Source organism: Arthrobacter sp. (assembly GCF_031179385.1).
Lineage (GTDB): Bacteria > Actinomycetota > Actinomycetes > Actinomycetales > Micrococcaceae > Arthrobacter_D.
Genome location: NZ_JAPSHV010000070.1, coordinates 1 through 15,105 on the forward strand (window position 1 = coordinate 1; position 15,105 = coordinate 15,105).

11 protein-coding genes and 1 pseudogene are annotated in these 15,105 nt (G+C 64.7%); 11 read left to right on the forward strand and 1 reads right to left on the reverse strand.

Features of this window, described 5'->3' with window-relative positions; genetic code table 11:
• Positions 1-100 (reverse strand): annotated as a pseudogene (locus tag RIF85_RS10530) (TIGR03085 family protein); the annotation flags it as partial.
• A gap of 142 nt (positions 101-242) precedes the next feature.
• Between RIF85_RS10530 and hisI the strand changes: the two are divergent.
• From hisI to pyk, 11 genes are all read left to right on the forward strand, one after another.
• Positions 243-644, forward strand: a complete 402-nt coding sequence (gene hisI, locus RIF85_RS10535; protein WP_309071864.1) for a phosphoribosyl-AMP cyclohydrolase — start codon at positions 243-245, stop codon at positions 642-644.
• Between the two features lie 86 nt (positions 645-730).
• On the forward strand, positions 731-2,293 hold the full coding sequence (locus RIF85_RS10540) for an anthranilate synthase component I (protein ID WP_309071865.1): 1,563 nt from the start codon (positions 731-733) through the stop codon (positions 2,291-2,293).
• Complete coding sequence (locus RIF85_RS10545) at positions 2,290-2,937, forward strand: Trp biosynthesis-associated membrane protein (RefSeq protein ID WP_309071866.1); 648 nt, start codon at positions 2,290-2,292, stop codon at positions 2,935-2,937. The genes RIF85_RS10540 and RIF85_RS10545 overlap by 4 nt, the downstream gene beginning before the upstream one ends.
• Before the next feature lie 62 nt (positions 2,938-2,999).
• Positions 3,000-3,308, forward strand: coding sequence for an HGxxPAAW family protein (locus RIF85_RS10550; protein ID WP_375164409.1), 309 nt, complete (start codon positions 3,000-3,002; stop codon positions 3,306-3,308).
• Positions 3,309-4,109, forward strand: a complete 801-nt coding sequence (gene trpC, locus RIF85_RS10555; RefSeq protein WP_309071867.1) for an indole-3-glycerol phosphate synthase TrpC — start codon at positions 3,309-3,311, stop codon at positions 4,107-4,109.
• 53 nt (positions 4,110-4,162) lie between these two features.
• Positions 4,163-5,482, forward strand: a complete 1,320-nt coding sequence (gene trpB / locus RIF85_RS10560) for a tryptophan synthase subunit beta (protein WP_309071868.1) — start codon at positions 4,163-4,165, stop codon at positions 5,480-5,482.
• 2 nt (positions 5,483-5,484) lie between these two features.
• Positions 5,485-6,279: a tryptophan synthase subunit alpha gene (gene trpA, locus RIF85_RS10565; RefSeq protein WP_309071874.1), complete on the forward strand. Its 795-nt coding sequence runs from the start codon at positions 5,485-5,487 to the stop codon at positions 6,277-6,279.
• A gap of 2 nt (positions 6,280-6,281) precedes the next feature.
• Positions 6,282-7,337 carry a prolipoprotein diacylglyceryl transferase gene (gene lgt, locus RIF85_RS10570; protein ID WP_309071869.1) on the forward strand — a complete coding sequence of 352 codons (1,056 nt, stop codon included), beginning with the start codon at positions 6,282-6,284 and terminating at the stop codon, positions 7,335-7,337.
• 268 nt (positions 7,338-7,605) lie between these two features.
• On the forward strand, positions 7,606-12,201 hold the full coding sequence (gene gltB / locus RIF85_RS10575) for a glutamate synthase large subunit (RefSeq protein ID WP_309071870.1): 4,596 nt from the start codon (positions 7,606-7,608) through the stop codon (positions 12,199-12,201).
• Complete coding sequence (locus RIF85_RS10580; RefSeq protein WP_309071871.1) at positions 12,194-13,651, forward strand: glutamate synthase subunit beta; 1,458 nt, start codon at positions 12,194-12,196, stop codon at positions 13,649-13,651. Before gltB ends, RIF85_RS10580 begins: the two co-directional genes overlap by 8 nt.
• Before the next feature lie 60 nt (positions 13,652-13,711).
• Positions 13,712-15,105 (forward strand): pyruvate kinase (pyk, locus tag RIF85_RS10585; RefSeq protein ID WP_309071872.1); only part of this gene is annotated, 1,394 nt, incomplete at its 3' end.

Sequence of the window (15,105 nt, forward strand, 5' to 3'; positions counted from 1 at the left end):
GTTCCTTGGTCTGCCACCCGTCGCACAGCGTGGGGGAGTGAGGACCGGCCGCAAGCAGGGTTTCGGCGAGGACTTCACGGGAGGGATCAACGAAATGCATCACTGTTGAAAATAGCATGATGGGCCATCCGATGTCCGGGTATGGGGTCGGTCCTCCGGCGAAAGCACCGCAAGCCTCCAAAGTGCGCCGCAGCTGGTCCCCGATGCGGCGCTCCGTCCCGGCGCGACTAGAATCAGATGCGATGTCACAACACCCTGAACCTGCCTCTTCCATCGCTGCGGACGATTCGCCGGAGCTGGACCCTGCGATCGCCGACGCGCTCAAGCGGGATGCCGCTGGGCTGGTCGCAGCCATCATCCAGGACCATGACACCGGTGAGGTCCTCATGCTGGGCTGGATGGACGACGAAGCGCTGCGGCGAACCCTCACCAGCGGCCGTGTCACCTTCTACTCCCGCTCGCGCCAGGAATACTGGCGCAAGGGAGACACCTCGGGTCACGTGCAGTTTGTGCGGTCGGTCGCCCTGGATTGCGACGGCGATGCGCTCCTCGTGCGGGTTCATCAGGTCGGTGCTGCATGCCACACCGGCACCCGGACCTGCTTCGAGGGCAGGGAGCTCGCAGCCGTCGTCGGCTCCGAGTAGGACGCCGCACAGAACAATTCAGGCAGCACCACCCCCGCAGGACGCCCGCCAGGTGGATGGGCGCAAGGAATGAGGAAACGCATTTCATGGATGAGCTCGGAGTAATCAGCCCCGGCCTGGAAGAGTTCCGCGCTCTTGCCCGGGACCGGAGGGTCATACCTGTTCGCCTCACGGTACTTGACGACGCCCACACACCCATCGGCATCTACCGGAAGCTCACTGACGGGCACCCAGGTACGTTCCTGATGGAATCCGCCGCGGAGGGCGGCGTCTGGTCGCGGTATTCCTTCATCGGTGTGAACTCCCGCGCAACACTCACCACCCGGGGCGGCGAGGCGTGCTGGCTGGGGGAGCCGCCGGCGGGAGTGCCCGTCGACGGCAATCCGGTTGAAGCCCTGCGCCGCACCGTCGAGGAACTTCAGACGGCGCGCTTCGACGGCCTTCCCCCGTTTACGTCCGGCATGGTGGGATTCATCGGTTGGGAATCGGTGCGCCACTGGGAACGCCTCACCTCGCCGCCGGAGGATGACCTCGACCTGCCGGAGCTGGCCATGAACCTGGTCACTGATATGGCCATTCATGACAACGCCGGCGGCAAGGTCACTCTGGTGGCGAACGCCATCAACTACGACAACTCGACAGCGCGCGTTGACGAAGCCTGGCACGACGCCGTCGCCCGCTGCAGGAGCATGCTCGAGCGGCTTGCGTCCCCCTCGGAGCAGCCGGTTTCGGTTCTCGCGGACGGGGCAGCGGACACCACAGCGCTGATGTCCCGCGTCCGTGAACGCTGGGACCGCGACCGCTACCTTGCTGCGATTGAGCGCGGCAAGGAAGCCATCGTGGACGGTGAGGTGTTCCAGGTTGTCATCTCCCGCCGGTTCGAACTCGACTGCGATGCATCAGCCCTCGACGTCTATCGCGTCCTGCGGACGACCAACCCCAGCCCCTACATGTATCTCTTCAGCCTCGAGGATGCTTCGGGGCGCCCCTACTCCATCGTGGGCTCGTCTCCGGAAGCGCTCGTCACAGTCAACGGCTCAGAGGTCATCACGCACCCCATCGCAGGTTCAAGGCCGCGTGGCAAGACCGCCGAGCTGGACCGCGCGCTGGCAGAAGAACTGCTCGCTGACGAAAAGGAGCGCGCGGAGCACCTGATGCTGGTTGACCTTGCACGCAACGACATCTCAAAGGTGTGCCGGCCGGGAACGGTGGACGTCACCCAATTTATGGAGGTCGAGCGGTTCAGCCACATCATGCACCTCGTCTCGACCGTCGTCGGCCAGTTGCATCCCGACCGGACGGCCTACGACGTCCTGGCGGCAACCTTCCCCGCGGGAACCCTTTCCGGCGCGCCCAAACCGCGGGCACTGAGACTGCTCGATGAGCTTGAACCACACAAGCGGGGCATCTACGGGGGAGTGGTCGGCTACTTCGACTTCGCCGGGGACATGGACATGGCAATTGCCATCCGGTCCGCACTGCTCCGTGACAATCGCGCCTACGTCCAGGCCGGCGGCGGGATTGTGGCGGATTCCGAGCTTGAGGCGGAGGCGCTGGAAACCGTCAACAAGGCCGCCGCTCCGTTGCGCGCTGCGTTGCTGGCATCAAGCCTTCAGCCGGTCAGTGAAGCCGGCGTGGGCACACCGTGAGTACGGCTCCCGATCCGGGCGCTCCCGCCGGTAACCGCCCGCCCGCCTACCGGCGCAGGGGCGCCGTCGTACTGGCAACCGTGATTGCCGCCCTAGCGGCCTTCGGCAGCACCACGCAGACCTGGCTGACGGTCGCGCTGCCGCAGACCGCTGTCCAGACTCCGTCCATTCAGATCCCGGGTTCCGACGCCGCCACTGCCGTTACCGCGTTCGCGCTGGTTGGTCTGGCCGCAGGCCTGGCGGCGTCGATCGCAGGTCGCGTTGCCCGTTGGGTTATCGCCGGGATCCTGGTTGTCGCGGGCGCAGGCATCATTTTCAGCAGCGTTGCGGTGCCCATGGACCCGGCGGGCTCCGCGTCACCCGCTATCGGGGAAGCCCTCGGGGTCACCAGCCAGAGCGGGGCATCGGTCACCGTCACGGCCATGCCGTGGGTAGCGGCGCTGGCCGGTCTGCTGCTCGTGCTCTCGGCGGTCTGGCTGGTCGTCGTGGGTAGACGCTGGCTTGCTGCCCGCCGATACGAGAACCGGACCAGAGAGTCCGGTCCCCGCGACAAGGCGGCGGCGACCAATACGAACGCTGACGAGATCGACAGTTGGGACAGCCTCAGCCGGGGCGAGGACCCGACCAGCGGACCGTCCAGGTAAATCAAAGTCCTTCTGAATCAATGGCAGAATGGACTGAAGACCACAGCACAAGGAGAACTGCCATGGCTAAGACCGCGCCCGAGACCGGTACCAACGACACCCCTATGATCCAGCATTCCGCGGCCCGCGACGAGACCATCGGTCACGGCAACAGCCCTGCAGCGTGGACCTGTGTATTCGTCATGCTTGCCGGCGCGGCTCTGTCTTCCTTTGCGTTCGTGTTCGCCAGCACCGAAGGCAACAAGGACGCCGGCACCCTGCTGTTCTGGATCGGTGTGCTGATCATGGTGATCGGCCTCGTGCTCGGGATCATCCTCAAGAAGGCCGGATTCGGCGTCGGCGGCCACCGGCTCAAGAACTCCGGACACTAAGTGAGCGTTCTCGACGACATCATCGTCGGAGTGCGCGCCGATCTCGACTCGCGCCGCACACTCCTTCCCCTGGAGGAAGTTCAGGTCCTCGCGGAGCAGGCTCAAGGGCCCCGTGACGCCTACGGGGCTCTGAGCACGAAGGGCGGCGGCGTTCGCGTCATCGCCGAGGTGAAGCGGAAGAGTCCGTCCAAAGGCGCACTCTCCGACATCCCGGATCCTGCCGAACTGGCCGCCGCCTACGAGCGCGGCGGGGCGAGCGTCATCAGCGTCCTCACGGAAGAGCGACGCTTCGGAGGCTCTCTGGAAGATCTCGATGCCGTTCGGGCAGCGGTGGATCTTCCTATCCTCCGCAAAGACTTCACGGTCGATGAGTACCAGATCTGGGAGGCCCGCGCGCACGGCGCGGACCTGATCCTTCTCATCGTCGCCGCGCTCGACGACGCGACACTCAGGTCTTTCCTGGAACTCACCGAGCGGCTCGGCATGCACGCGCTCGTCGAGACGCACACGACTGAGGAAGTGGAGCGCGCTGTCGCCGTAGGCGCGCGGATCATCGGCGTCAACGTGCGCAACCTCAAAACCCTGGACATCGACAGGTCTGTTTTCCCTGCCTTGGCAGGGCTCATCCCTTCCGATGCCGTCGTCGTCGCGGAATCGGGCGTTCGGGACATCGCCGACGTCGAACGCTTCGTTGCTGACGGAGCGCAGGCAGTTCTGGTGGGCGAAGCGCTGGTGCGCCACTCGAATCCGGAGGAGACAGTCCGCGAATTCGCCCGCGCCGGCAGCGCACTGCATTCCTGAGGCTCTCGCCGTTCCAACGGCCGGGCAAAACCATCACGAAAGACAGCAGGTTCATGACCGACACCCCACAGCCGCAGTCTGACACTGAGAGCGCGGCAGAAGCTTTCCTGGCAGGAGGATCCCTGCGCCACGCACAGGGTCCGTACTTCGGAGCCTACGGCGGGCGCTGGATGCCCGAGTCGCTCATCGCCGCCCTGGACGAGTTGGAGGAGACCTTCGACAAGGCCAAGTCGGATCCCGAATTCCTGGCTCAGGTCGCTGAGCTCAACCGGTCCTACTCGGGACGTCCGTCCCTGCTGACTGAAGCACGCCGCTTCGCCGAGCATGCCGGGGGAGTGCGTGTCTTCCTCAAGCGCGAGGACCTGAACCACACGGGCTCACACAAGATCAACAACGTGCTGGGCCAGGCCCTGCTCGCAAAGCGCATGGGCAAGACCCGGGTGATCGCCGAGACCGGAGCCGGTCAGCACGGTGTTGCCAGTGCCACTGCCGCTGCACTGCTCGGTCTTGAGTGTGTGGTCTATATGGGAGCCGAGGACTGCAGGCGCCAGGCACTGAACGTGGCCCGGATGCAGCTGCTCGGTGCGGAGGTCATTCCCGTCACCAACGGCTCGCAGACGCTCAAGGACGCCATCAATGACGCCCTGCGTGACTGGGTCGCCAATGTTGACACCACCCACTATCTGCTGGGCACCGCAGCCGGTGCGCACCCCTTCCCGGCAATGGTCCGATACTTCCACGAGGTCATCGGCGAAGAGGCACGGGAGCAGATGCTCAGCACAACGGGCCGTCTGCCTGACGCTGTCTGCGCGTGCATCGGAGGCGGATCGAACGCCATCGGAATTTTCCACGGTTTCCTGGACGACCGCGACGTGGCGCTGTACGGGTTCGAGGCCGGCGGTGACGGCGTCGAGTCGGGCCGCCACGCCGCGACCATCACACTCGGCCGGCCGGGAGTACTCCACGGTGCGCGCTCGTATCTGATGCAGAACGACGACGGACAGACCATCGAGTCCCATTCCATCTCGGCCGGTCTGGACTACCCCGGTGTGGGTCCGGAACATGCGTTTCTCGCGGACATCGGGAGGGCACGCTATGAGCCCATCACCGACGCCGAAGCCATGGAAGCGTTCCGGCTGCTCTGCCGCACCGAAGGCATCATTCCAGCCATCGAATCCGCACACGCCCTCGCAGGCGCACTGAAGGTGGGGCAGCGGCTTGCGGCCGAGCCGGGTGATCCAGGCGAGAAGATCGTACTGGTGAACCTCTCCGGGCGTGGTGACAAGGATGTGGCGACGGCGGCGGAATGGTTTGACCTGCTGCCTGAAGACAGTGCAGAGGCGGAAATCGGCGCAGAGGGGGAGCAGCTGTGAGCATCGGAACCGTGAGTAAGTCTGCCGCCGCAATCGAGCGTGCGCGCGCTGCCGGCCGAACTGCCCTCATCGCGTACCTGCCCGCCGGTTTCCCTGACGTTCAGACCACGATCGATGCCGCTGTCGCACTGGCAGAGAACGGCGTCGATCTGATCGAAATCGGTATTCCGTATTCCGACCCGGTCATGGACGGCGCGGTCATCCAGCAGGCCACGGTCGAGGCGCTCCAGAACGGATTTGCCGTTCGTCAGATCTTCGACGTGGTGAAGGGAATCACCGACCGCACGGACGCTGCGGTCCTCGTGATGACCTACTGGAACCCCGTCATGCGCATGGGCGTCCGTGATTTTGCGCGCCGTCTCGCCGAAGCCGGCGGCGCCGGCCTGATTACGCCTGACCTCATCCCCGACGAAGCCGGCGAATGGATCGCGGCGTCCGATGAGTTCGGCCTCGACCGCGTGTTCCTGGTGGCTCCTTCAAGTTCGCCGGAGCGGATGCAGTCAACGGTCGACGCCACCCGCGGATTCGTCTACGCGGTCTCGATCATGGGCGTCACCGGTGCACGGACGGCGGTCAGTTCCGCTGCGCGTGAGGTGGTCGACGCTGCTCACCGAGCCGGGGCAGAGAGGGCCTGCGTCGGGCTGGGCGTCTCCACCGCCGACCAGGTGCGGGAAATCGGCGCCTACGCGGACGGGGCGATCGTTGGTACAGCGCTGGTCGCGGCCCTTCGCGACGGCGGTGTTCCCGCTGTCGCCGCCCTGGCCAAAGACCTCAGCTCCGGAACCCCGAAAGGCTGAGCATGATCCCCGCCAGCATCCCCAGTCCGCCCGCAGAATGGGCCAGCTTTTCCATCGGACCGGCCACCATCCACGTTTACGCGCTGTGCATACTCGCTGGAATCGTCGCCGCGTTGCTGCTCACCTCAGCCCGCTGGAGGCGCTACGGCGGTAACCCTGACGTCGTCTGGGATGTAGCCATCTGGGCCGTACCGTTCGGACTCATCGGCGGACGTCTCTACCACGTGTTCTCGTCGCCGGACGCCTACTTCGGGCCCGATGGAGATCTCTCCCGCATACCCCGTATCTGGGAGGGCGGTCTGGGAATCTGGGGTGCAATTGCGCTCGGCGCTGTCGGCGCCTGGATCGGATGCCGACGCGCAGGAGTTCGCCTGTCGGCTTTCGCTGACGCTGCCGCACCGGGGGTCCTCCTCGCACAGGCCATCGGGCGCTGGGGAAACTGGTTCAATCAGGAGCTCTTTGGTGCCCCGACGGACCTGCCCTGGGGGCTTGAGATCGATGCGAACAACCCCAATTTCCCGGCAGACGCTGATCCCGGAACCCTTTTCCACCCCACCTTCCTGTATGAGTCGCTCTGGAGCCTGGCCGGTGTCGCACTCCTCCTTCTCCTGGACCGCAGGTTCTCACTGCGCAGGGGCCGAATGTTCTGGCTGTACGCCGCGTACTACACGGCAGGTCGCATCTGGATCGAGGCACTGCGTATCGACGACGCGGAGATGATCAGCATTCTCGGCGTTACCCAGCGACTGAATGTCTGGACGAGCGTACTTGTGCTGCTGGTGTCCCTCGCGGTCTTCATCTATCTTTCCGTGAAGCAGCGCGGGGTGAAGGAGCACTCCGTGTACCTGCCGGGTCGCGGTCCAGACCCAGCCGAAGATGCCGCTGCCGCCACGACGGATGCGGGTAGCGGATCAGGCACGGACGTCCACAGTCCGGACACTTCGGCTGGAAAAAGTCCGGATCGTGGTAACCTTCCAGAAATAAAAGACGCCTCAGGTGCGGCCGCCTCCGCGGACCAAGCCCCTGAGGAACCCCGGGAATCAGACTCCCGAAAGTAGCGTCCAGCGGGGCCACCGCCCTACCCACGGACGATGTCACAGCGTCGTGGCTCCGCTCGGTACACCAGCTAGCTCACCGGCTTTCGCGCCGTACCGGGATTGATCAGGCCCACCGCCATCAGACCATTCCGGCAATCCATGTCGGCATGTGGCGTGCGCCTCTACAATGTGCACTAGAAATACGCAGCGCCTCCCTGAAGGGACAAGCGCGCCTCGGGGCCGAAGTCGTCCCCTCCCGACGCTCCATCATGGGGGAAGGACTCTATCTATGACTGCACCCACTACCGGTCTCGTGCCGGAAGACATCACTGCGGAATCGCCCTTCACGCGGTTTGCTTCCTACCCGGAAGCCTCCGGGCTGTACAACCCGGAGAACGAAAAGGACGCCTGCGGCCTGGCTGTCATTGCCACGCTCCGGGGTGAGCCCGGCCACGACATCGTCGACGCCGCCCTGACAGCGCTGCGCAACCTGGAGCACCGCGGTGCGGTGGGCGCGGATGAAGGTACCGGTGACGGTGCTGGTCTGCTGACGCAGGTTCCTGACGAGTTCTTCCGCGCCGTTGTCGATTTCGAACTTCCGGCTCCCGGTTCCTACGCCGTGGGCACGGCCTTCCTCCCTGCTGTCGCGAGTGAAGAAGCAACCGCCCGCGCCGGCATCGAGAGCCTTGCAGAGGCTGAGGGCCTGACGGTCCTTGGCTGGCGTGAGGTTCCTGTGGTCGCTGACCTGGTCGGGTCGATGGCCCGCGCTTGCATGCCGCACTTCGTACAGCTCTTCATCGCACCCGTCGCAGGCAAGGCAGCGGACCTTGACGCCAAGGCGTTCCGGCTGCGGAAGCGTGCCCAGAACAAGTACGGTGTGTACTTCCCTTCGCTGTCCTCGCGCACCATGGTCTACAAGGGAATGCTCACCACCGCGCAGCTCGAGCCGTTCTACCCGGACCTTTCGGACCCGCGCTTCAAGACCAAGCTCGGCATCGTCCACTCGCGCTTCTCAACGAACACCTTCCCGTCATGGCCGCTAGCTCAGCCGTTCCGCACGATCGCGCACAACGGCGAGATCAATACGGTCAAGGGCAACCGGAATTGGATGCGCGCACGCCAGTCGCTCCTTGCACATCCACTCCTCGGAGATTCGCCCGAGGAACTGTACCCAATCTGCACCCCGGGCGCGTCCGACTCAGCCTCCTTCGACGAGGTCGCGGAACTCCTGATGCTCGCTGGGCGTCCCATCACCCACGCAATCATGATGATGATCCCGGAGGCCTGGGAGAACCACACCTCCATGGATCCGGCGCGGCGCGCGTTCTACCAGTACCACTCCATGCTCATGGAGCCCTGGGACGGGCCTGCAGCGGTCTCCTTCACCGATGGACGCCTTGTCGGAGCTGTCCTGGACCGTAACGGTCTTCGTCCTGCCCGCTACTGGGTCATGGAGGACGGGCTCGTGGTCCTGGCCTCCGAGGTCGGCGTGGTCGACGTCGAGCCTTCGAAGATCGTCCGGAAGGGACGCGTTTCGCCCGGCAAGATGTTCCTCGTCGATACCGAGGACGGCCGCATCATCGAGGACCAGGAGGTCAAGGCCGAAATCGCCGCCGCTAACCCCTGGGGTGAGTGGGTCAAGGAAAACCTGATTGACCTGAAGGACCTGCCCGATCGCGAGCACGTGGTGCACACCAAGGCCTCGATCAACCGCAGGCAACGCACCTTCGGCTACACCCAGGAGGAACTGCGTATCCTGCTTGGTCCCATGGCGAAGGCCGGGGCGGAGCCGCTGGGTGCCATGGGTTCAGATACCCCAATCGCGGTGCTTTCCAAGCGGCCCCGCCTTCTGTTCGACTACTTCGTCCAGTCCTTTGCGCAGGTTACCAACCCGCCGTTGGACGCCATCCGCGAAGAACTCGTCACGTCGATGGGTGTCACCATCGGCCCGGATGGCAACCTGCTGTCCTCCAGCCGGGTCCGCTCCAAGCAGATCGCCCTGAACTTCCCGGTCATCAACAACGATGAGCTCGCCAAGATCGCCAACCTGGAGTCCGACGACGGCGACCGCCTCACCGTTCGCGTACGCGGTCTCTACCGGGTCGACGGCGGCGAAGCGTCCCTGCGTGCCCGCCTGGCCGAGATCTGCGAGCAGGTTTCAAGCGCCATCAACCGCGGCATCCAGTACGTGGTGCTCTCCGACCGCGACTCGAACGCGCAGTGGGCTCCTATCCCTTCGCTGCTGCTGGCTAGTGCCGTTCATCATCACCTGCTGAAGAGCGCGAACCGCACCAAGACCTCCCTTGTGGTCGAGGCCGGCGACGTTCGGGAGGTGCACCATGTGGCCGTGCTCATCGGTTATGGCGCGTCCGCAATCAACCCCTACCTCGCGATGGAAAGCTGCGAGGAACTGGTGCGTAACGGCGACATCACCGGTGTCACTGCGGAACAGGCTGTGGCCAACCTGATCAAGGGCCTCGGCAAGGGCGTCCTCAAGATCATGTCGAAGATGGGTATCTCCACCGTCAGTTCCTACTGCGGTGCGCAGACGTTCGAGGCCCTGGGACTGTCCCAGGAGCTCGTGGACGAATACTTCCACGGCACGCAAACCCAGCTTGGCGGGGTCGGCCTCAATGTTGTCGCTGCCGAGGTAGCGGCTCGCCACGAGTACGCGTACCCCCAGGACGGCATTGAGGACCCGTACCGCAGCCTGGACAACGGTGGTGAGTATCAGTGGCGCCGGGAAGGACCGCCGCACCTGTTCAACCCGGAAACGGTCTTCCGCCTGCAGCACGCAACCCGCGAGCGTCGCTACGACATCTTCAAGTCCTACACCAAGGGCGTTGACGATCAGTCCCGCGAGCTGATGACCCTGCGCGGCCTGCTCGGCTTCAAGGAAGGGCTCCGGCCTGCCGTCCCGCTCGAGGAAGTGGAGCCTGTCTCGAGCATCGTCAAGCGCTTCTCCACAGGTGCGATGAGCTATGGGTCCATCTCTCAGGAGGCCCACGAAACCCTCGCTATTGCCATGAACCGGTTGGGTGCGAAGTCCAACACCGGCGAAGGCGGCGAGGACGTCGAGCGCCTGCTCGATCCGGAGCGCCGCTCCGCCATCAAGCAGGTTGCGTCAGGGCGGTTCGGAGTCACCAGCCTGTACCTGACCAATGCTGAGGACATCCAGATCAAGATGGCGCAGGGAGCCAAGCCCGGTGAGGGCGGCCAGCTCATGAGCCAGAAGGTCTACCCGTGGGTGGCTCGTACCCGGCACTCGACGCCCGGCGTGGCGCTGATCTCGCCTCCGCCGCACCACGACATCTACTCGATCGAAGACCTCGCTCAGCTCATCTACGACCTGAAGCGGGCCAACACATCGGCACGTGTCCACGTGAAGCTCGTGTCGGAAGTGGGGATCGGCACGGTGGCTGCCGGTGTCACAAAGGCGAAGGCCGACGTCGTACTGATTTCAGGTCACGACGGCGGTACCGGCGCCAGCCCGCTGAACTCGCTCAAGCACGCGGGCGTCCCATGGGAGCTTGGAGTTGCCGAAACGCAGCAGACCCTGATGCTCAACGGACTCCGGGACCGGGTGGTGGTTCAGGTGGACGGGCAGCTCAAGACCGGACGTGACGTACTGATCGCCGCGCTGCTGGGCGGCGAAGAATTCGGTTTCGCCACAGCGCCGCTGGTGGTCTCGGGCTGCATCATGATGCGTGTGTGCCACCTCGACACCTGTCCGGTAGGTGTTGCAACGCAGAACCCCGAGCTGCGCAGCCGCTTCACCGGCAAGCCCGAGTTCGTGGTCAACTTCTTCGAGTTCATCGCAGAAGAGGTCCGCGAGCTGCTGGCCGAACTTGGTTTCCGCTCGCTGGACGAGGCGATCGGCCACAGCGAGGTACTTGACGTGCAGCGGGCCGTTGCGCACTGGAAGGCGGACGGGCTCGACCTCGAACCGATCCTGCGCGGCAACGAGTTCGGCGAGGACGCTCCACTGCGGAACATGTTCCCGCAGAACCACGAGCTCGATCAGCACTTCGACAACAAGCTGATCGAGATGAGCAGCGACGCGCTTGATCACCGGGCCCCGGTCCGGATCACCCTCGACGTCGTGAACACCGACCGCTCAGTCGGCACCATGCTCGGCTACGAGGTCACACGCCGCTTCGGCACCGACACGCTGGCAACGGACACCATCGACGTGACACTGACCGGTCACGCCGGCCAGTCGCTCGGCGCGTTCCTCCCCGCAGGAATCACCCTGCGGTTGCTTGGTGACTCGAACGACTACGTCGGCAAGGGACTGTCGGGCGGGCGCATCATCGTTCGGCCGGACCGCGCCAACGTCTTCGCCGCCGACCGCAACGTCATCGCCGGCAACGTGATCGGCTACGGGGCAACCAGCGGTGAGATCTTCCTGCGGGGCCAGGTGGGGGAGCGGTTCCTCGTGCGCAACTCCGGCGCAACGGCTGTCGTGGAGGGGATCGGTGACCACGGCTGCGAGTACATGACCGGTGGCCAGACGCTCATCCTCGGACGGACGGGGCGGAACTTCGGCGCCGGCATGTCCGGAGGTACGGCCTACGTGCTGGACCTCGACCAAACCCGCGTGAACGTACAGGCGCTCAACAGCGGCGAACTGCAGCTCGAAGAGCTGGACGCGGAAGACATCGAGATCGTCCGCCAGCTGCTTCTGCGGCACCAGGAAGAAACCGAGTCGCCGCTCGCTGCCCAACTACTCGATGAATTCGAGACGACCGTGCCGCGCCTGACCAAGGTGCTGCCGCGTGACTACGCACGCGTTCTCGATGCCCGGGCCGCCGCCATCGAAGAGGGACTCGATCCCGACGGTGAAGAGGTCTGGAACAGGATTTTGGAGGTTACCGGTGGCTGACCCACGCGGATTCATGAAGGTGCGCGAGCGGCAGACGCAGCCGCGCAGGCCCGTTCCGGTCCGGATCATGGACTGGAAGGAAGTGTACGAGGCCCAGGAAAAGGGCGTCCTGAAGAGCCAGGCCGGGCGCTGCATGGATTGCGGCATCCCGTTCTGTCACCAGGGGTGCCCGCTCGGGAACCTCATTCCGGAATGGAATGACCTCACGTGGCGGGACAAGGGTCGCGAGGCGATTGACCGTCTGCACGCCACCAACAACTTCCCCGAGTTCACCGGCCGGCTGTGTCCTGCTCCGTGCGAGGCGTCCTGTGTTCTCGGAATCAATCAGCCTCCGGTCACGATCAAGCAGGTTGAGGTTTCGATCATCGACGAAGCGTTCGACAACGATTGGGTGCACCCGCACCCGCCGGAGCGCCTGACGGGCAAGACCATCGCCGTCGTCGGCTCCGGACCTGCCGGTCTGGCTGCTGCCCAACAGCTGACCCGCGCGGGCCACACTGTGGCCGTATATGAGCGCGACGACCGCATCGGCGGGCTCCTGCGCTACGGAATCCCCGACTTCAAGATGGAGAAGATCCAGCTTGACCGTCGCCTCGACCAGATGAAGGCGGAGGGAACACGTTTCCGGGCCGGCGTCGAAGTGGGCCGCGACATCAGCTGGGACCAGCTGCGCCGCCGTTACGACGCCGTCGTGGTCGCCACCGGCGCCACGGTTCCACGCGACCTGCCTATTCCCGGACGCGAGCTCGACGGCGTTCACTTCGCGATGGAGTACCTGGTGCAGGCAAACCGGGTTGTGGCGGGCGAGGAAATCGAGGACCAGATCCACGCCGAAGGCAAGCACGTGGTCATTCTGGGCGGCGGCGACACAGGTGCGGACTGCATCGGCACCGCGCATCGCCACAAGGCTGCCTCCGTCACCACGCTCGCCATCGGGCAGCAACCGCCGCTCGAGCGCATGCCTAACCAGCCATGGCCTACCTTCCCGACGCTGTTCGAGGTAGCCAGCGCCCATGAAGAGGGCGGTGAGCGCACCTACCTCGCGTCAACGGTCGAGTTTGTTGGTGACAACGGAAAACTGACTGCGGTTCGCGTCGCCGAGACGGAGTTCGTCAACGGCAGACGGGTGCCGAAGGCTGGAACCGAGCGGGATATCCCGGCGGACCTGGTCTTCCTCGCCCTCGGATTCACCGGCCCGGAACCTGCGGGAATCGCCGAACAGCTCGACGCTGGCTTCGACGGACGGGGTAACGTTGAGCGTGACGGGTATTACATGACCAGCACTCCAGGAATCTTCGTAGCCGGCGACGCAGGACGCGGGCAATCCCTCATTGTGTGGGCAATCGCGGAGGGCCGTGCGTGTGCCGCTGCGGTTGACCAGTGGCTGATGGGTCAGACCAAGTTGCCCGCACCCGTGGCACCGACAGACCGGGCCCTCAACGTCCTGTAATTCCCAGGTGCGCAGGAGCCAAAGAGCAATCCACGAACACGACATGACAGGCAAGGTTTTATGAGACGCGCAAAGATAGTGGCCACTTTCGGCCCGGCAATCGCGAGCTATGAAAACACCCTCGCAGTTCTTGAAGCCGGGGTGGACGTAGCTCGTATGAACATGAGCCACGGCGACCATTCCGTACACAACCAGACGTACGAATTTGTCCGTAAGGCAGCAGAAGAGCTGGGCCGGCCGGTGGGCATCTTCGCCGACCTTCAGGGCCCCAAAATCCGTCTCGGGCGCTTCGTCGACGGACCCCATATGCTGCTTCCCGGTGACACGTTCACGATCACCACGGAGGACGTCGAAGGCACCGCGGAGATCTGCTCCACCACCCATAAAGGGCTGCCTCACGACGTCAATGTCGGCGACATCCTCCTGATCGACGACGGCAAGGTCGCGATGCGCGCTACCGCCGTCGACGACGTCAAGGTCACCGCTGAGGTCACCGTCGGCGGAGCGGTTTCGAACAACAAGGGCATCAACCTGCCCGGCGTCGCAGTGAACGTGCCTGCGTTGAGCGACAAGGACGAGGAAGACCTCCGCTGGGCAATCCAGCGCGGCGTCGACATGGTTGCCCTGTCCTTCGTGCGCAATGCGGCCGACGTCGAGCGCGTACACGAGATTATGGACGAAGAGGGCCGGCGCGTCCCGGTGATCGCCAAGATCGAGAAGCCGCAGGCCGTGGACGCCATCGAGGAAATCATCGATGCGTTCGACGCCATCATGGTTGCTCGAGGCGACCTCGGCGTTGAGCTGCCCCTCCAGGACGTCCCCATCGTGCAAAAGCGTGCCATCGAGCTCGCCCGCCGCTGGGCCAAGCCGGTCATCGTGGCCACCCAGGTCCTCGAGTCCATGATCGATAACCCCCGCCCCACGCGCGCGGAGGCTTCTGACTGTGCCAACGCAGTGCTCGACGGCGCTGATGCGGTCATGCTGTCCGGCGAGACCAGCGTGGGCAAGTACCCCATCGATACGGTCCGCACCATGGCAGACATCATCGAGTCCACCGAGAAGCACGGCCTCGATCGGGTTCCGCCTCTGGGCAGCAAGCCCAAGACGCGCGGCGGCGCCATCACCCGTGCAGCCGTGGAGATCGCCGACCAGCTGGATGCGAAGTACATCTGTACCTTCACCCAGTCGGGCGACTCCGCACGCCGCCTCTCCCGCCTTCGTCCGACGAAGCCGGTCTTCGCCTTCACTCCGGTGCAGTCGACCCTCAACACCATGTCGCTGATCTGGGGTGTTCAGCCGATGCTCGTCGAGTACGCCGAACACACGGACCAGATGACTGCGCAGGTTGACCGCGTACTGTTCGAGCAGAAGCTTGTTGACCTCAACGACCTCGTGGTCATCGCGGCCGGTTCCCCTCCAGGGCAGTCCGGTTCGACGAACTCCATCAAGGTGCA

Coding starts and splice junctions, on each gene's coding strand:
- trpB (WP_309071868.1), top strand. CDS start 4,163: ATGACCGACACCCCACAGCCGCAGTCTGACACTGAGAGCGCGGCAGAA.
- gltB (WP_309071870.1), top strand. CDS start 7,606: ATGACTGCACCCACTACCGGTCTCGTGCCGGAAGACATCACTGCGGAA.
- RIF85_RS10550 (WP_375164409.1), top strand. CDS start 3,000: ATGGCTAAGACCGCGCCCGAGACCGGTACCAACGACACCCCTATGATC.
- hisI (WP_309071864.1), top strand. CDS start 243: ATGTCACAACACCCTGAACCTGCCTCTTCCATCGCTGCGGACGATTCG.
- lgt (WP_309071869.1), top strand. CDS start 6,282: ATGATCCCCGCCAGCATCCCCAGTCCGCCCGCAGAATGGGCCAGCTTT.
- RIF85_RS10540 (WP_309071865.1), top strand. CDS start 731: ATGGATGAGCTCGGAGTAATCAGCCCCGGCCTGGAAGAGTTCCGCGCT.